The organism is Seonamhaeicola sp. ML3 (genome assembly GCF_023273855.1).
In the GTDB taxonomy this organism is placed as follows: domain Bacteria; phylum Bacteroidota; class Bacteroidia; order Flavobacteriales; family Flavobacteriaceae; genus Seonamhaeicola.
The window spans coordinates 887,065-906,338 of the sequence record NZ_CP096884.1 but is presented as its reverse complement, the minus strand read 5'-3'; the positions used below and the strand labels follow the sequence as shown (position 1 = coordinate 906,338).

14 protein-coding genes are annotated in these 19,274 nt (G+C 34.6%); 7 read left to right on the top strand and 7 right to left on the bottom strand.

Annotated features, from left to right (window positions below; genetic code table 11):
* The first annotated feature begins 1 nt into the window (after window position 1).
* A complete protein-coding gene (gene clpP, locus M0214_RS04165) occupies window positions 2-676 on the top strand; it encodes an ATP-dependent Clp endopeptidase proteolytic subunit ClpP (protein WP_248724211.1) in 675 nt (224 codons plus the stop codon).
* A gap of 75 nt (window positions 677-751) precedes the next feature.
* Window positions 752-1,984 (top strand): ATP-dependent Clp protease ATP-binding subunit ClpX, encoded by a 1,233-nt coding sequence (clpX, locus tag M0214_RS04160; RefSeq protein WP_248724210.1) that lies wholly within the window; start codon window positions 752-754, stop codon window positions 1,982-1,984.
* Between the two features lie 236 nt (window positions 1,985-2,220).
* On the opposite strand, the gene M0214_RS04155 is transcribed toward clpX, so the two are convergent.
* Complete coding sequence (locus M0214_RS04155; protein WP_248724209.1) at window positions 2,221-3,735, bottom strand: GH3 auxin-responsive promoter family protein; 1,515 nt, start codon at window positions 3,733-3,735, stop codon at window positions 2,221-2,223.
* 43 nt (window positions 3,736-3,778) lie between these two features.
* Between M0214_RS04155 and M0214_RS04150 the strand changes: the two genes are divergently transcribed.
* On the top strand, window positions 3,779-4,570 hold the full coding sequence (locus M0214_RS04150) for a DUF2797 domain-containing protein (RefSeq protein ID WP_248724208.1): 792 nt from the start codon (window positions 3,779-3,781) through the stop codon (window positions 4,568-4,570).
* On the opposite strand, the gene M0214_RS04145 is transcribed toward M0214_RS04150, so the two are convergent.
* The 4 genes from M0214_RS04145 to M0214_RS04130 form a co-directional block, all read right to left on the bottom strand.
* On the bottom strand, window positions 4,567-5,193 hold the full coding sequence (locus M0214_RS04145) for a LysE family transporter (protein WP_248724207.1): 627 nt from the start codon (window positions 5,191-5,193) through the stop codon (window positions 4,567-4,569). The genes M0214_RS04150 and M0214_RS04145 overlap by 4 nt on opposite strands.
* A gap of 79 nt (window positions 5,194-5,272) precedes the next feature.
* Window positions 5,273-7,330, bottom strand: coding sequence for an LruC domain-containing protein (locus M0214_RS04140; protein ID WP_248724206.1), 2,058 nt, complete (start codon window positions 7,328-7,330; stop codon window positions 5,273-5,275).
* Between the two features lie 187 nt (window positions 7,331-7,517).
* A complete protein-coding gene (locus tag M0214_RS04135) occupies window positions 7,518-10,133 on the bottom strand; it encodes an AsmA family protein (protein WP_248724205.1) in 2,616 nt (871 codons plus the stop codon).
* 83 nt (window positions 10,134-10,216) lie between these two features.
* Window positions 10,217-10,921 (bottom strand): queuosine precursor transporter, encoded by a 705-nt coding sequence (locus M0214_RS04130; protein WP_248724929.1) that lies wholly within the window; start codon window positions 10,919-10,921, stop codon window positions 10,217-10,219.
* 69 nt (window positions 10,922-10,990) lie between these two features.
* On the opposite strand from M0214_RS04130, the gene folK reads away from it, so the two are divergent.
* Window positions 10,991-12,118, top strand: a complete 1,128-nt coding sequence (gene folK, locus M0214_RS04125) for a 2-amino-4-hydroxy-6-hydroxymethyldihydropteridine diphosphokinase (protein ID WP_248724204.1) — start codon at window positions 10,991-10,993, stop codon at window positions 12,116-12,118.
* Window positions 12,119-12,343: 225 nt separating this feature from the next.
* Window positions 12,344-13,519 carry a hypothetical protein gene (locus M0214_RS04120; RefSeq protein ID WP_248724203.1) on the top strand — a complete coding sequence of 392 codons (1,176 nt, stop codon included), beginning with the start codon at window positions 12,344-12,346 and terminating at the stop codon, window positions 13,517-13,519.
* Between the two features lie 52 nt (window positions 13,520-13,571).
* On the opposite strand, the gene M0214_RS04115 is transcribed toward M0214_RS04120, so the two are convergent.
* Window positions 13,572-14,189, bottom strand: a complete 618-nt coding sequence (locus tag M0214_RS04115) for a bifunctional 2-polyprenyl-6-hydroxyphenol methylase/3-demethylubiquinol 3-O-methyltransferase UbiG (protein WP_248724202.1) — start codon at window positions 14,187-14,189, stop codon at window positions 13,572-13,574.
* Between the two features lie 41 nt (window positions 14,190-14,230).
* Window positions 14,231-14,770, bottom strand: a complete 540-nt coding sequence (locus tag M0214_RS04110; RefSeq protein ID WP_248724201.1) for an RNA methyltransferase — start codon at window positions 14,768-14,770, stop codon at window positions 14,231-14,233.
* Between the two features lie 207 nt (window positions 14,771-14,977).
* Here M0214_RS04110 and M0214_RS04105 point away from each other — a divergent pair, with 207 nt between their 5' ends.
* Both M0214_RS04105 and M0214_RS04100 read left to right on the top strand, forming a co-directional pair.
* On the top strand, window positions 14,978-16,999 hold the full coding sequence (locus M0214_RS04105) for an LruC domain-containing protein (protein ID WP_248724200.1): 2,022 nt from the start codon (window positions 14,978-14,980) through the stop codon (window positions 16,997-16,999).
* A gap of 146 nt (window positions 17,000-17,145) precedes the next feature.
* Entirely contained in the window at window positions 17,146-19,161 is a 2,016-nt protein-coding gene (locus M0214_RS04100; protein ID WP_248724199.1) for an LruC domain-containing protein, read from the top strand.
* Window positions 19,162-19,274 lie beyond the last annotated feature (113 nt).

Sequence of the window (19,274 nt, the reverse complement as noted above, 5' to 3'; positions counted from 1 at the left end):
TATGGATTACGCTAAAGAGTTTGAGAAATTCGCAATAAAAGACCAAGGTATTAGCAGTACTTACTACAATAAAATAATAAGTAGTATGTACCCCACTAACTTAACTCCAAATATTATTGAAGAGCGCCAGATGAACATTGCCATTTTTGATGTGTTCTCACGTTTAATGATGGATCGTATCATTTTTATGGGTACAGCGATAAACGATCAGGTGGCCAACATTATCCAGGCGCAGTTATTGTTTTTAGAAAGTACCGATCCCAACAAGGATATCCAGATTTACATCAATTCTCCCGGAGGTAGTGTTTATGCCGGTCTAGGGATTTATGATACCATGCAGTTTATTAAGCCAGATGTAGCAACCATTTGTACTGGTATGGCTGCGTCCATGGGAGCCGTTTTATTGTGTGCAGGTGAAAAAGGAAAGCGAAGTGGTCTTACTCACTCAAGAGTGATGATTCATCAACCGTTAGGTGGGGCTCAAGGTCAAGCAAGTGACATTGAAATTACAGCTAGAGAAATTCTTATTTTAAAAGAAGAACTCTATAAAATTATTAGTAAGCATTCAGGGCAGGATTACGACAAAATCTACGAAGATAGTGATAGAGATTACTGGATGAAAGCCGATAAGGCCAAGGAATATGGTATGATCGACGAGATTTTATCTAGGAATTAAATAAAAATTCGTAATTTTAATTAATTGTAGCAAAGGTATTTACGATTAATTCACCTTGAAAATAGAATTAGATTAATGGCAAAAGAAGAATTAGAATGCTCGTTTTGTGGCAGAAAAAAGTCTGAAACTAATCTGTTAATAGCAGGTTTAGATGCGCATATATGTGATAGATGTATAGAGCAGGCTTATGGTATTGTACTTGAAGAATCCAAACAAAACGACAGCAGTGACTTGTCTGCAGAATTAAAACTTCGTAAACCACAGCAGATTAAAGCGTTTTTAGATGAGTATATTATAGGTCAAGATGTTACTAAAAAGGTAATGTCTGTGGCAGTTTATAATCACTACAAGCGTTTATTGCAACCACCATCTAAAGATGATATTGATATTCAAAAAAGTAATATCGTTATGGTTGGGCAAACCGGTACAGGAAAAACATTAATGGCAAAAACCATTGCTAGAATGTTAAATGTGCCTCTAGCAATTGTAGATGCTACTGTGTTGACTGAAGCAGGTTATGTTGGCGAGGATGTAGAAAGTATTCTAACGCGTTTGTTACAAGCAGCAGATTATAATCTTGAAAAAGCAGAAAAAGGTATCGTTTTCATTGATGAAATCGACAAGATTGCTCGCAAAAGCGATAACCCTTCCATTACAAGAGATGTTTCCGGAGAGGGAGTACAGCAAGCTCTACTTAAACTATTGGAGGGTACGGTTGTAAATGTTCCGCCAAAAGGAGGAAGAAAACATCCTGATCAGAAATTCATAGAAGTAAATACTGAAAATATTTTATTTATAGCAGGTGGTGCTTTTGATGGTATTGAAAGAGTCATCACAAAACGCCTTAACATGCAGGCTGTAGGTTACAGTGCTTCTAAATCTGATGAGGTAATAGACCAAGATAATTTATTACAGTACATTATTCCTAAGGATTTAAAGGACTTTGGGTTAATTCCTGAGATTATTGGTAGATTACCCGTACTTACCCATATGGATCCTTTAGATTCTAAAACACTAAGGGCCATATTAACAGAGCCTAAAAATGCTATAATCAAGCAATATGCTAAGTTGTTTTCGATGGATGATATTGAGTTTACCATCACAGATGGTGCTCTTGAGTTTATTGTAGATAAAGCTATAGAGTACAAGCTTGGAGCTAGAGGTTTACGTTCGCTTTGTGAAGAAATTCTAACAGATGCCATGTTTGAATTACCAAGCTCTGATGAGAAGAAGCTCAATGTAACCAAAATATATGCAGAAGATAAATTAACCAAAACGACCCTTAAGAAACTTAAAGCAGTATCTTAATAAGTTGTACAAAAGGTATACAAAAGAAAAGCCACGCAAATAGCGTGGCTTTTCTTTTTTTATGGAATATATTAATCAATAATAAACATTATGGAATAATTTCATTTTGTTTAGAACTGGAGTAAATGTAGAGTAATTTGTGAGTTCCTCAAAGTCATATTTAGCCTTTTGGATGACTAGGCAAAATACTCGTTTAAAAACTTTAGTGCTTACATTTAATCGGTATTTATGTAGTTTTAAGAATTTAGCTTTAGAAGCTCGTCCATATAATCTCTTGTATTCGATAATCTAGGGACTTTGTGTTGGCCGCCAAGTTTATTGTTCTGTTTTAGCCAATCATGGAACAGCTGATGTCTTGCAATATTTATTTTGGGTTTATTTAGTGTTATATTGTTATAGCGTTTAGCTTCATAATCGGAATTCAGGGCTTTTAGAGCATTGTCGAATAACTCATTAAAGTAATCGATGTCCTTGGGAAGTGTTTTAAATTCTATGAGCCACTCATGGGCACCTTTCTCTTTATCCTGCATAAAAATGGGGGCTGCAGTAAAATCTACAATTTCAGCTTTTGTCCTTTTGCATACTTTCTTTAGAGCTTCTTCGGCATTTTCTATTATGAGCTCTTCGCCAAACACATTAATATGGTGTTTTGTTCTTCCAGAAATTCTAATTCTATAAGGACTTAGGGAAGTAAACCTCACAGTATCCCCTATCTTATAACGCCAAAGTCCTGAATTGGTTGTGATGATAACAGCATAGTTAACATTTAGTTTAACCTCACTTAAAGGAATCGCTTTTTCTTCAGAACTTGCGTATATGTCCATAGGTATAAATTCGTAGAAAATACCATAATCTAACATGAGCAATAATTCGTTAGAATTGTTTTGGTCTTGTATGGCAAAAAAACCTTCAGAAGCATTATATATTTCGTAGTACCTAAAATGCTTTTGCGGAAGGATTTTTTTGTATTGGTCTTTGTAGGGTGTAAAGCTCACGCCGCCGTGAAAGTAAACTTCCAAATTAGGCCAAATTTCGAAAAGATTTCCCTTCCCAGATGTTTCTAAGACATTATTGAGTAATACTAACATCCATGAAGGAACGCCCGCTAAGCTCGTTACGTTTTCGTTTATAGTTTCGTCTACAATAGCTTGCATTTTGTGCTCCCAGTCGCTCATTAAAGACACTTTGTTACTTGGAGTGCTACTAAACTCGGCCCAAAAAGGCATATTGTCAATTAAGATGGCAGATAAATCCCCAAAGACAGTTCCGTTTTCTTTATAGAGTTCCTTACTTCCTCCCAAACGTAAACTTTTACCAGTAAATAATTGCGAATTTTCATTGTTGTTAAGATACATGCAAAGCAAGTCTTTACTTGCTGCGTAATGGCAATCTTCTAACGATTCTTCACTAACAGGAATAAACTTGCTTTTAGCTCTGGTGGTTCCACTCGACTTTGCAAACCATTTTATAGGGCTTGGCCAAAAAATATTGTTTTCTCCCTGTCTGGAGCGGTTAATAATGTCCTGCCACCCATCATAATTCATTATGGGAATACGTTCGGCAAAGGTTTCGTAATTTTTAATAGAAGCGAAGTCGTATTTTTTTCCAAACTCAGTGTTTTTAGCATAATCTACCAAGTTGTGAAGCAGCTCTATCTGGACTTCGTTCGGGTATTTTAAAAATAATTCAATTTGATGGAAACGCTTCTTCAGGAACCAGGATGCGATAGAATTTACTAAAGGGATTGGCATATTTATGCTATCTTTAAGGTTTTAAAAATAACATTTTTTTTTCATGTTCTATCAAGGTGTTTTAACAAAAATGAAGTCGGAGTTTGCAAGCCCTATTCAATATTATTTAGTGTTTGAAAATGATTTTATTAATATGAATCAGTTGTTAAATAAAACTATAACAATGGAGTTTGTAAAATACCAATGTTTAAATTGTGGGGAAGATAAGCCAATTTACCGTCAGGGTTTTGATAAACAATGTTTTTTTGAAGTGCCACAAGCTGCCGATTGGGTTATGAGACCAGAACTTAGCAAAGCGCATTTGGGTATTGAAGACCGCGACTTGGAATTTGAAAAAAATGCACAATTACAACCTCATATTGTGTATTTGGCTAATTCCAGTAATGTAAAAGTTGGGGTAACAAGAAAGAGTCAAGTACCAACGCGATGGATTGATCAGGGGGCTCATGAAGCCATTGAGATTATTGAAGTGCCTAACCGATATCTTGCGGGGATAACTGAAGTTGCTCTAAAAGAACAGGTTTCTGATAAAACGAATTGGCGTAAAATGTTAAAGCACGATATAGAAGACGAAGATTTACAAGAGTGGCGACAACGTCTTAAAGATTTTATACCACATGAGGTTATCGATTATTTTATAGAGTACAACACTGAGACTAATTTGCAGTTTCCAGTAAGCCAGTACCCTGAAAAGCCAAAAAGTTTAAATATTGTAAAAGCTCAAACTTACACAGGTAAGTTAGTAGGAGTTAAAGGTCAGTATTTAATTTTTGAGGATGAAACAGTTTTCAATGTAAGGGCAAATGAGGGAATTGTTGTAAAAATCTCATTCTAATTGAAGACATAAAGTTTTATAGTTTGCATTGTACCCAATAATGTTATCAAGACAGCTGTTATTTTGTCTACTACAAAATTTATATTCTGAAATTTACTTTTAATAAGTGTACTAAACTTACTGTAGAGTGTAAGCGTAAAAAATTTCCCTATATATACACCGGCAAAGAAGAAAAAGAGCACCGTAAAAGTTGATTTAACAGAAAGCATTATGCTCTCTCCCAGGCTGCTTACAAAACCATATACCAAAACCCAGTAGATAAGTACCGGTGGGTTCAATAGACCTAGTACAAAACCAGTAACGTATTTATATTTTAATGGCTTAATCTTAGACTTTTGTTTGGGTTTTCTGAAAAATAAATAAGCCCCCAGAAGCAATAGTATGATAGCGATACTGACCTGGATAATCAGGTTGCTTTCAAAAAAGTGTGTTATGGCTACATTGTAATGCAGTGCATAAAGCGATAAGATAACTTCTGCTATTCCAGCTGCTAGTGCAATTTTCAAAGCCTGTTTAGAGCTTTGTTTTATAGACGTGTTTATAACTGCAATATTACTAGCGCCTAAAGGTACCGCGCCGATAATGGCGGTCATTAAACCTAAGAACAAGTATAAAACTATCATGCAGCATTTGTAGCAACAAATTACTAAAGCTTACACCAAAAGCTGAATTATATAGAATTATGTTATTTATAAAGTCTAATTAATCTTGGTAGATTTTTGAGTGATCCCTGTATCCTTCTTCATTTTTGTACCAGTTTTTAAAGATTTGCCCTTCACTTAATGCCCATGGTATAAAGTTTAAGTGGCCCTCGTCTAAATTGGCTTGTTCTATTGGGTAATCGAATTTACTTGGGAAGTTAAGCCCCCAAGGTAAGTTCTCACTGGTTTTATAATACGTGCCACTTCCTGGTATGGTATTATCTTTTGAATACCCAAAAAAGGAGGTGTCTACCAAGTCACTAGGTGCGTGGTCGGCAAGGTGAATTTCTCGACCTCTTTCCTTATTTACAATAATGAATGGGTTAAAAGGGGCTTGGTCGAGACTAGTAGCGCTAATTGGAGTAACAAAATCTATTTTAACAGAAATCGTATCGGTATCGATAAAACCATGTTCCTGTCTTGTGTTACTGTAACCATGTTCCCATGCATTATCAAATATAATAATTGTAGCGCTGCTTTGTCCGGCTTCAGTACCATTTGCATTGGTTTGAATGTAGTTCTCGGTATATTGAGTTCCAGTTACAGAGGCGATAGAGGCAGGCGCAATATTGTCTAGTGTGAACCCAAAACCGTTCTCGAAACTGGCTCCTATAGCTCTTACAACAAATTTGCCTTCTATAGAAACAATATCGTTGTTATTGTCTGTTATAGAGTTGAAGTTGTAATCTATAACGAGGTCGTTAAAATCGTAATCGGCTTGCGATGGCCAGTTGTCCTCAAAGGCCAATGTGCCGAATAAATCCTTGCCTGGGTAATAATTGTTAAAAGCCATTGTAGCGTCTAGAGGATAGTCGTCGAAACTATCAAAAATATTATCGCTATCAGCATCCAGAGGTTCAGGATTGGCAATTAATATATCTTCAATTTGAACGTTTTCTATAGGGTTGGCTGTTGCGTAAAAAATAGCATCATTAAAATCGTTATCACCTCCCGGTCTTATTAAATCTTCAAATCCTATTAAGAAAACATCATTTTCTTCTTCGTACAAAAGCACAGAGTGTTGACGGTGCTCAATATTTGGTTCCGGATTTAATTCTAAATTCGAATATAATAACCCTAAACCCTCAGTCGGCGTTTGGCTAGATGATTTCCAACCATTTCTCATGAGCATCCAACCAATAACTGTACCCTCAGAGAAGGTTCCTAAAGAAACTTTGTCTCCAGAATATAAACCACCTCCAGAACCTGCAAACGATGTATTTGGAAAAATTACGTAACAGTCTGTGATGTCTTCAGGTGATTGAGGCGGAAAATCTCTATCGTAGGTATAGTAAGCAAGAACGTTCTTATATCCAGCGCCTTCAGAAACAAAGGTCACCCAAACTTCTGCCTCATCGGTAATGATTAGGTTGTGTTGGTTTCGAGTCTCTAAATATTCAGGATGATATGTTGGTACTGGATTTCGCTCTGGAAGTGCAGCATTGACACTATTTAAAAAATCACCACTTATATAATCTCTTTCAGGTTCTAAGTAATTGGGAACACCATTGTTGTCGAAGGTTCCCAAATAATTAATGTTGACATTAGCGCTGAATGTACTCTTAAGGGTGTTTTCTATTTTGCCGTAAATAGCATTTTGTTTAGAAATCTTGCCAGAATGACTTTCTTTAATTCCGCCAAAAGTGTGACTTATGCTTCCGTTTGTAACAGGTACTTTTATTTCTGGTACAAAACCAATAAAGTTAGTTTTTAGGACTACTTCGGTTATGTCTGCACTAAATTCGTATACGATGTTAAATTCTCCTTGGTCATTGGTAACACCATTAATAATTTCGATGCCTTCTTCTTCCTCAAAGTCGCTCCAAACACTCACTCTAACATTTTTTATGGCATTACCAGCATTATCTTTTGTGTTGATGGCTATCTGAGTGTCTTGGGTATTTTCCCAATTAAATATTGAGCTAAAATTAAAGTCACCAAGTGTTTTGTCTTCAGTATCTATATTTTGGTCTTGTGGAATATCTTCAAACTCGCCTAGCTGACAAGAGAATAGGTTTATAGTAATGAGAATAACTATAAAATTTTTGAGAGATTTCATTTTTAAGTTGTGCTATTGGTTCTTAAATAGGGTTTTCCCCGGCAAGATGCACATTTAATTAGACAACACCACATCGCATTCTTTAAAATGATTGTTTTGGTCTTCGAATCGACAAAAAGTGTCGATGAACGGTAAAAAAAACTTTTAATCTGTTTTTAAAATCAAAAAAGTAAGTTTTAAAGCACTTTTAAGGTTTCTTATTTTTTTTCAGAAGACCGTTTAAAATTGTTTTAACGCCATCTGTAATAGTCATCGAAGAGTCTGTTTTTACTTCGGGATTCTTTTCTAAAATTGAATCAGTACTTTTAGTGTTATTGTTTAGGAAGTCTTTCAATACATCTTTAGCCTTATCCTTTCCTTGGTTAAGTAGTTTTTGTTTTTCAATTTCAATCAACTGTTTGGTAAGGCTAGATACAGAAGCCTTTAAGTCGGTTTTAATGTTAGGAGCTGAATACCGACCAGTAATATTTGCCGTTACAGGGACTGTAATATTATTGGTTTCTTCAGAATTTATTTTACCAATTAAGCGATTTATGTCACTTCCTAAATATTTAGCAGGAATATTGAAAACGGCTTTGTAATCTAAGCTTTTGTCAAACTTGTGATTTCCCGAAACATCAATAGCGATGTCTTCATAATAGAGTTTGAAAGGTTTTGTGCCTACGGCACCATCTTTAAATTCGAGTTGCGTTTTTACGTTTTTTAAATCTAACTTATCAAAATCTATAAAAGTGAATTGGCTTTCTAGGGCTTTGAATAGTTCAGCATTATCGGTATTGATTTTGGTGGTTAATAGTTCTGCCAAAGCCATCCCAGATATTGAGGATAGTTCTGGAGAAAACTCATGGTCTAGATTTCCAGAAAAGTGTAAAGTAGAATTTAACTTGCCCTGGAAAAGTTTTGCTATTGGAGCAAGATTCTGAAGGAGTTCCATATTGTTAAAAGATTGGGCAATATCGAAACCTGCAATACCCAGATTTAAATCAAAAGTCGGTGTTTTATCCTTTGTTGATACGTTTCCAATAAGAGCCAGAGAGCCATCAAACAAGGCTGAGGTGACTTCTTGAAAATTAGCTGCTTGGTCTTTTATGACTAGAGTACCGGTTACATCCTTTAAATTTAAATTGTCATAAATAACAGTTTTAGCATTTGCTCGGATAGTACAATCTAAAAATTCTGGAATTCTCAACGATTCTTCGTTGCCGGTCGTTTTATTGTCTTTGGCAATAGTTTTGTCTTCGGTCATAAAGTCACTAACCTTAAACAGATTCGATTTTACATTAAATGTGCCTTTAAGCGTATTATTGCTTAACAGAAAGCCCAATAAATTTTCAATATTTCCTGTGGCATTTAAATCACTTTCGCCCGTTTTGGCTTCAAATTTATTTAAGGACACCACTTTAGGATTAAAGGTCATATTGGCCGAAGTGATATGGATGGGGTTTACAATGTCTTCTGAAGAAAAAACAAAATCATTTATACTTACAGCACCTTTGGTTTTAATGCGCTCGTAGGTATTGTTTTCTAGAGCATTCATATCAAAAACCGTATTGATATTGCCTTTTAAAATACCGCTTAGGGTTTTATCAAACGCTATAGGATAAACTTTAGTAATGTTGGCTAAGTTTAAAGTGCCATCAACGTTAGCATTTACCAGCATATTATCGGTAACATCTTTTAACATGGCAGAAGATTTAAAAACATCTTCATCGATTTTAAAGTTTAATGTTTTAATATCGATATAGGTGTCTTTTGGTGTACCTGTGTTGTTTTTTAAAGAGGCATTAATAGCTATTCGCTCCACTTGTTTTGGGAGGTTTGGATATTTAAATGATGCATTATTAGAGGTTATATTTATATCTAAATTGGGAATGGTCTCATTAGAATTCAGGCCTTTTATAGTGCCATTAACATTAAAGTTTCCAGTTGTTTCGATTTTATCTAAATCTTCGGTATATGCTTTTGGCATAATGGCAAGGAAATCTTTAAACGATGCTTGCGGATTAACAAAAGTTATGTCTAAAAGCTGTCCTTCTTCCAGTTGCTGGACAGAGCCGTCAAATTCTATGGGTAGTTTGTTAATAAAACCAATATTGTCTTTAAAAGTGTATAGGCTTTTCTCTAAATCTAAGCCAATAACCGCATCTAAAGTCAGCGTATTATTCTCTAAATAGTTGACGTTATCCATAGAGAAACTAAGATTGGCCTTGCTTTCGGTATTCATTTCAGAGGTTTCGGCAGAGAAAGTACCATGACCACTATGATTTAATTCAGAAAGATAGATTAGCATATTCGAAGATTCGTCTAAATAGGTTAAGACACTATTGTTAATGCTATAGTCTTCTATGCTAAATGAAAAACCAGTGTTTTTTTGAGCAGTTGTTGCGTTAGTGCTATCTGTTTTTACAATGTCGTAATTCGTATTTCCGAATTTATCGGTTTTTAAAGTTAGTAGCGCATCATCAATTTTAAAGGCGTTTATTATTATGGGGTCTTCATCTGCATTTTTAAAAAGTTCTTTAATGGGCATGGTTAACGAAATATTTTTAGCGGTTGCTAATATTTCGTCTTTAAATGGTTCAAAATTGGTAATTGTTAAATCTGAAACCTTTACACTAGCTTGCGGGAAGTTATTAATGAAACTTAAACTAATGTCACTAAACTCTACTTTTGCATTTAGGTTTTTGTTAATGTAACGTTTAACGATTTCTGATATTTGAGACTGAAAAGCAAAAGGGATTGCAATAAGAAGAATGACTATAGAAAGAATCGAAATTCCCACTATTTTAAAAATTCGTTTCATAAAGAATGCATTTTAAATAAATATACGGCAGACAAAACCGTTTGGTTCAAAGTTACTTGAGAAATAATCACAAGTAAACCATATTAAAGCAAATCTATCTCTTCGTTGATTTTGAGTTTGAAACGTTTTCTGAAAAGATAAACACCTAGGTATAGAAAAGGTGTGTCGCAAGCAGCGACTAAAACCTTAAATAAGAAGCCGCTCATTAAAAGGCCTAAAAATTTATCCCAAGTAATTATATTGAATAAGCACAAAAGTCCAACTACAGTAAATGTGTCTACAAATTGCGAAAACCAAGTGGAAAAGTTATTGCGTAACCATAAGTGCTTACCCTTGGTGAGGCTTTTCCAAAAATGATATATCTGGATATCCACAAACTGAGCAAAGAGATAAGCCATCATACTAGCAAAAACCGCTAATATTGTATTGCCAAAAACCGTAGTAAACATTTCGTTATTAACGGGTGACCATGATGTAGCGGGAACTAAGCTAGATGAAAAAACAATTAAAAGTGAAAAAAAAGATGCGAAAATACCAGTTACTACAACTTGGTTTGCCCGTTTCTTACCATATATTTCACTGATTAAATCAGTGATTAAAAAGGTGATGGGGTAAGGGAGAATACCAACAGATATTTCAAATAATTTACTACCAAAAATTTCGATGTCTAGAGGATACCAATAAAAAAATTTTTGGAAGATAAGGTTCGAAACCACCAAAGATGTAATGAAAAGTGCCCCAAGAAGCATATAGATTCTTTGGGCAGCTAGTTTGTCTTTTAAAGTCATGTAATTGTGAATAAATACCTTTTGTAAATATAAAGGAAACCATTTACTTTTTCTTATTTTGGCTGTTCTATGGTGCAAGCAACTACTTTTTACATTGCGTTGGGTAGCAACAAGGGGGACAAGATCCAGAACTTACAGTTAGCGGTAAATGCCATATATGCCGAAGTTGGAAACATTAAGCTGATTTCGAAAGTTTATAAATCCCCTGCCTTTGGTTTTGAGGGTGATGATTTTTTAAACGCTTGTTTGGTTTTAGATAGTTACTTGAAGCCTCAAGAAGTTTTAAAAACTTTATTGAAAATTGAAAAGGACCTTGGGCGTTCCAGGAGTGAAGGTACAGGGTATGAAGCACGAACAATCGATTTGGATGTCCTTTTTGCTGGAAATGAAATAATTAATACCAAAACACTAAAAGTACCTCACCCTGAAATAGAAAAAAGAAGATTTGTTTTACTGCCACTTAACGATATAGGGGCAAACATAAAACATCCAAAGATAGGTAAGACGGTATCTGAGTTATTGGATGAGTCTGAAGATAAATCGGTTTTAGAGCCCATAAAAATTTGGTTGAAAAACCCGCGAAAGTCTTTTAATTTCTCAAGGTACAATTACATTGCAATAGAAGGAAATATAGGTGCAGGGAAAACGAGTTTAGCTACCATGATTTCTCAAGATTTTAATGCTAAACTTATTTTAGAACGTTTTGCCGACAACCCATTTTTACCAAAGTTTTATAAAGATGCCTCTAGATATGCTTTCCCGTTAGAAATGTCTTTTTTAGCTGATAGGTATCAGCAGATTTCAGATGATTTATCCCAATTGGATTTATTTAAGGATTTTATAATTAGCGATTATGATGTTTTTAAGTCGCTTATCTTCTCTAAAATAACCTTACAAGAAGATGAGTTCAAGCTTTACCGCAAGTTGTTCCATTTAATGTATAAGGATATTTCGAAACCCGAACTGTACATATATCTTTATCAAAATACTGTGCGCTTACAAGAAAATATAAAAAATAGAGGTAGAGACTTTGAGCAGGATATAGAGGATTCCTATCTAGAAAAAATAAATAGTGGTTATTTAAGTTTTTTGAAATCTCAACCAGATTTTAATGTGAAAATCATTGATATTTCAGATAAAGATTTCGTGAAATGTAGAGAAGACTATTTGTGGTTGTTAAATGAGATATGTGTGTAAGTGAATATTTTAAATACATCTAAGTTTTTTACTAAACACCTAAAATGTAGGTTTTTAAATAATTTAGTTCCAAAGGTTAATTAACTTGTATTTTGGTATTTGAGCCAAAAATATCATTCGTTTTAATTTTAAAAATTTAATTTTGTTATACCCACAACAATCTACTAATATGATTAAATAAACTGGGTATTATTAAAATATTAAAAATCTACTAATATCAAATTTATGTCTTCCAAATCACTTTTAACAGAAACCTTGCCTTCAGTAGAGGCTAAAGAGATATGTCCAATTGCTATTTCTAACAGAGATGAAACAGAGAAATCTAGAAAACTAGCTTCTGATGTAGTCGATAAAATTGTTTCCAAAAAACTTTTTAGAATGGGTTTGCCCAAACACCTAGGAGGGTGGGAAGATAATCCTGTTGAAGTATTAAAAACATTCGAGGTTTTAGCTAGTGCAGAAGGTTCTGCAGGTTGGCTTACTTGGAATAATCATCTGGCTTGTACTTTTGGACGTTTTTTAGATGAAAGTACCATGAACGAAGTGTACAGTAATCCGAACCATGTTTATGCAAATTCAGCTCGCCCTGAAGGTTTTGCTGAGGAAACAACAGATGGATATATAATGAATGGTGAATGGACACTTGTGTCAGGTTGTGAGTTATCTAGCTGGTTGGCTTTACGTTGTATTGTTACGCAAGATGGAGTGCCAAAAAAGTCCAGTAGAGGAGTGGAAATGAGACTTTTCTTTATTTCTAAAGAAAAAATTGAAATCATTGATACATGGAACGTACAAGCCTTGAGAGGTACTGGGAGTCACAATGTAAAAGTCAAAGATTTATTTGTTGAGAAAAGGTTTGCTGTTGATTTTGACTCGCCCGTAGCGATTGATAATGCGTACAGTAGATTACCAATAGGCTGTATTAACGCTGCCGGTAATGCGTCTATAGCGCTAGGTTTAGCACAATCAGGTCTTAATGATTTAATTAAAATGGGGTACGAAAGAGTTACTCCAGGAAAAAATCCAGATTTAAGAGATCGTGCTACTGTTCAAGCTGCTGTTGCAGATGGAGTATCTGCTTTGGCAGCCGCTAGAAATCAGTTGCACGGTTCTGTTAATAAAATATGGGAACTCTCTCTTAATAAAGAACAATACAGCGATAAACAGCTTGCTGATGTTTGGTCTTCATCCTACAAGGCAGCTACTACGGCTAAGGCTACATTATCTAACGTCTTTTCTGTGGCTGGTACTGCTGCTCTATATACCCAATCTCCAATTGAAAGAGCAAATCGAGATTTACATGCGGTTCTTCAACATGGAATTATACAGCCACATTGGATGAATCAAGCGGGAATGGCTTATTTAGGGCTTGAACCTACGGCTGCAATGTTTAGAATATAGATTACCAAATAGAAATTATAATCAGTTATTTACACTGTTAAATAGATGCTGTTCAAAATTGTAAGTATAAACAGGTAACAATTCGACCTAAATTATTTTTCAAAACAAAGTCATCAAGTATCTTGATGGCTTTAATTTTGAAATAAAAAGGAGCCTCTGTTAAATTTATACCACTGTTTTGCTTCAGTCTTATACCTTGTCCTGAAATGATATCCTTATTTGGGATGAAAGTTTCATTAGGAATATGTTCAGTAACGATAACATATTTATAAGTTTTAAGTTTCTTTACGATTTTATGTATTTCGTTGTTGGATAAATGCTGTAATACTTGCCTTAAAATAATGCAGTCTGCCTCAGGGAGATTATCTTTTGAAATGTCCAGGCAAAGAAACTCAAGTTTTGGGTTATTAAACAATTGTTTATTTCGTGTAACTAGAGAGTCCACGATATCTATAGCAATGTATTTTTTAGAATATTTAATCAGACGATGACCTACATTAAAATCACCACACCCCAAATCGCAAACGGTTAGCGGGGTATCGAAAGATTTTAAAAACTCACTTACTTTATTAACGTAAGGCTCAACAATAGCTGAGTCGTGAGAACCGTATCCTGAATAAAAGTCATGGTCTTTACCGCCCCAAAGATGCTTTTCATAGATTTGACTCATAGCATCTTTAGTTGGCCAAGGTTTTTTACACTTTTTTACCACTAGCTAAGCTCATCTGTTATTTTACAAAAGAAATCCCAAACCACAACACCGCAACTAACAGAGATATTTAAGGAGTGTTTGGTTCCAAATTGAGGAATTTCAATAACACTATTACAAGCTGAAACAACATTTTGCTGTACCCCTTTTACCTCATTACCAAATATTAAAGCGTAGGTTGTGTTGGTTGTAGGAAGGAAATCATTGAGCATGGTAGCGTTTTCTGCTTGCTCAATAGCACATACCTTTGTGCCGTCAGATTTTAGTTTTTCAACAAGGGTATAGGTGTCTTTTACATATTCCCAATCCACAGATTCTGTGCTCCCCAAAGCTGTTTTATGAATATCTTTGTGAGGAGGTGTAGCTGTTATGCCACAGAGATAGATTTTTTTAACTAAAAAGGCGTCACTTGTTCTAAATACCGAACCGATATTATTCAAACTTCTAATATTGTCCAGAATAATTATTAGAGGAATCTTTCTGCTAGTTTTAAATTCTTCTATGCTTAATCTGTTTAATTCACTATTTCTTAATTTTCTCATAATGGCAGTAGATTATGCAAAGAAATACAAAGTTTTTGTTTTCATAGAGGCTTAGCACTTCAAAAGCATAAAAATGTATTTCGTCGATACTAAATAGCTTTTAAGCGACATAAAAACGCTATTTTGTAAGTTTTTATTCATTTATTTGAGTATATTTGGTTAATTTGTAGTACAAAAGCTATAATTGTTAATCTTAATTTCAGCCCCATGAAACGAATTTTTCTAAATCGTATTGCTATTTTTCTCTCTTTTTTTGTTGTAGTATTTTCATGTGATGTTACAAAGGATATTGAAAATTTTGAAGTAGAAGTAGAAGATAGGGAAATAGAGTTTTTGGATATTCCCGAGGGCTTCGACTTTAGAACGCACAAAGAAGTTCTTGTCACAATTAACGATAATGAGAATTTTGTGAAGTACGATGTGTTTGCTTATTCTGATGAAAAATATTTCGCTGGAATAGAGACTTATGAAAATGAAGAGGGTGTTACTGTTACAGATTCGGTTTTTAAATCGGGTGTTTTAGATAATCTAATTTTTACAGGAGCTATTAATAATGGCAAACTCAGTCAGATAATTAGTTTGCCAAATCATTTTAATAAACTTTACATAAGAAGAAAAGAAGGTTATAAGTATTCAGCTTCAATTGAAAGTGTTTACAATAACGAAGTTAATTTTAATTATACGGATATATCAGGTAAAAATTCACTATATGGAAAAAACCAAACAGCAGGTGTTACAGATTATCTATACTGTGTAAATGGTTCTGCAGAATTATTTCAGGTAGACCCGCTTACGGGTAGTTTGGTTTACTTATCCGATATGCCAATGGGAAGTTATACCTGTGCCATAGATCAGGAAAATAAAGTGCTTTATTCTATAGGTAGAAGTAATCCTCACCCTTTAATGAAATATTCAATAGAGGACAATACTTGGGAAACCGTAGCCAATTATCGTAATGGTGGTCCTAGGTTAGATTTTAATCCTAACGATGGATTGCTTTATTTTTCAACTGGAGACAAACTTTACACGATAAATACAGATACAGGACAAACAGTAAATACATGGGATATTAATGGGTTGCACTTAACTGCTGGAGGAGATTTAGCTTTTGCAGAAGATGGAACATTATATTTATGTTCGTTTTCTGGACTTTATAGTTTAGAGTTAGATCAAAACAATGTGTATCAGGCATCTCGTATTAGTGCAGATAATTTACCATTTAACCCGACTTCGATGACCTTCGATTCAAATCAAGAATTATGGTTAGCAAGTAACGGCGGTAGTTCAGATTTAATTGTAATGGATACCGTTACCGGAGGATGGCAAATTAATTGGGGTGCTGGAGCCAACAATAATTCAAATTTTGGAAGAACGATTAACGACTTAACCACCTTTAGAGTGTATTCTGATGTGATAGACCAGACCGATACAGATAACGATGGGATTATTGATGTTGAAGATGAATTTCCTAACGACTCTGAAAAAGCGTTCGAAGTCTTTACGCCAAGTAAGTATGGATGGGGAACTTTAGCCTTTGAGGATTTATGGCCGTATACCGGAGATTATGATTTCAATGATGTGGCATTGAACTATAAATGTATTGCTATTTTAAATGCTCAAAATTTAGCTGTTCAATTAGATTTTATTTATACAGTTAAAGCTAATGGTGCTGGTTTTAAGAATGGTTTTGGATTCGAAATAGAAAATCTTTCGCCTTCGCTGGTTGAGAGTGTAACTGGAGCAGTTCTTAATGAAGGCTATATAAATATTAGTGCTAATGGAACAGAAAGCGGACAAGATAATGCTGTAATTATACCTTTCGATAATGTACATGCGATGGTAGGGCAAGAAACTACTGTTTCTATAAAGTTTACTCAACCAATAAGTACTAATGTGCTTGGTGTTGCTCCATTCAATCCTTTTATAATCGTAAATGCTGAGAGAGCGAAAGAAGTACATTTACCAACAAAAAACCCTACTTCATTAGGAGATAACCTTATACAAGTTCAAGGCGGATTTCCTAAAGATGCTGATGGTAATTATCTATCGGATACAGGATTGCCTTGGGCCATAAATGTTGTACATGACTTTAAGGTTCCAAAAGAAGGTATAAGAGTTAATGAAGCTTATAACTATTTTAATCAATGGGCAACATCTGGTGGAGCTAGTAAAGCAGATTGGTATAAAGACAACCCAGGACACAGGAATTTAGACAAAATTAAAAACTAGTGAAAGAAAACATCTTTTATTAAATAGGTTTTTTCTTCTTTTTTTAACCGTTCATCGAAAAAATAAAAATTATTTGAGAGAATTTTATCTTAAAAAACCGACGAAATGCAAATTTCGACGTTTATTTGCTAAAAATACTCTCAACAATGAAATTAATTGTCCCCAAGTTAATAGCAGTGTGTTTGGTTTTTGTACTACTAAGCTCATGTGATGTAACACAAGAAATTGAAGACTTTAGAACTGAAGAAAGTCAAGATACTGAAACTCCGGTATCAGAAGACCCCATAGATAACCTAAATATTCCAACAGGATTTAGTTTTAACACTCAGCAAGAAGTAAGAGTGGTGATTAACGATGTTCAGGATAATGTTAAATATGATATCTATGCCTATTCGGACGAGAAACAATTTGTTAGGGTGGAAACTTTCGAAAACGAAGAGGGTGAAACTGTCACAGACTCAGTCTTTAAAAACGGGATTTTAGATAAGCTCATTTTCAATGGGGTTACAAAAGGTGGAAGAATTGACAAAACCATTACGATACCTAGTCATTTTAGCAAACTTTATTTAAGAAGAAAAGATTATTTACGTTACTCATCAGATATAGTAGATATAAACAATGGTCAGGTAAACTTTTTTAGTTCTGGTTCAACAGGTAAAAGTGCTCTTAAGAACAATGCTGCAGATCTTTTCTATAGTGTTAATGGTAACGGCGAATTATTTCAAATAGATGTTTCAACGGGCGCATCAGCATTGCTTTCATATATGCCAGCAGGTAGTAATTCTTGTGCTATAGATCAGGAGGAAAAAGTATTGTACGCTGTTGGCAGAAGTTGGCCGTATATTTTAATGAAATATTCTATAGAGAATAATTCTTGGGAAAATATAGCGAACTTAGGTGTGCGAGGATATCGTATGGACTTTAACTCAGATGACGAACTCCTGTACATGTCAGATAGAAATCAAGTGCATTTAATAGACCCTAATAGCGGGGTTGTTACAGAAACAAGAACCATCAACGGAATTTTTATTCCTTGGTTTGGAGATATAGCTTTCGATTCTGAAGGAGTGTTATATATGTCCTCTATTTCTGGAGTACATCGCTTAGATTTAAATCAGAATAATGAATATGATAGTACCGAATTAAGTAATGAAACAATACCATTTTGGTTAACAGGTATGGCTTTTGACTCTTCCGGTAAGCTTTGGTTAGCCGAGGATAAGTTTTTTAGTTCTAACATAATGACCATGAACTTGCAAACTGGTGACTGGCAATATGAATATGGTTCATCAGCAAACAATAGCAGTAGTTTGAACTATTCTATAGATGATTTAGCCATCTTAAAACCAGTAGCTGATAATCAAGCTCCTGATACCGATGGTGATGGCGTTACCGATACCGATGATGCTTACCCAGATGACCCTGAAAAAGCCTTTGATGTTTTTGCACCAAGTGAAAACGGCTGGGGTACTTTTGCTTTCGAGGATTTATGGCCGCATACAGGTGATTACGATTTTAATGATGTTGCGCTTAGGTATAGATTTAAAACTATTTTAAATTCTGACAATGATGTCGTTCAAATAGACTTTACATATAATGTCAAGGCCACTGGCGCTGGTTTCACCAATGGTTTTGGTTTAGAGATTGAATCATTATCACCTGCGCAAATAGAGAGTGTTACTGGTTTGGATTTAAAGCAAGCGTATATTAATTTAAACGCCAACGGTACCGAGTCTGAGCAAAACAATGCTGTGTTTGTTATCTTCGATGATGCTAGATCCATGCTTGGAAACGAAGTTACCGTATCAATTAATCTGGCTCAGCCAATAAATTTAAATAGCTTGGGGTCAGTACCATTTAATCCTTTTGTAATTGTGAATAAAGAAAGGGATAGAGAAATACATTTACCTTTTAAAAGCAGAACAACTTTAGGTACGGATATTGGTGGTATAAAAGATGCTGATGGGAATTATGTAACCGAAACTGGTTTGCCTTGGGGGATTAACGTTGCTTACGATTTTAAGGTTCCAAATGAACGTGTAACAATAATCGAAGCCTATAATTTCTTCGGTATTTGGGCTGCTTCAGGTGGTTTAGCTAATGTGGATTGGTATAGAAATAACCCTGGAAATATAAATAATGATAAAGTTGCACAAGATTAGTGCAATACTATAATTCAATAACGGTAAAAGCCTCTAATAACAATTAGAGGCTTTTTTTGTTAAAATCTCCTCTTAATTGTAGATAACTTGTACTTATTAGAGTTTATAAAAGC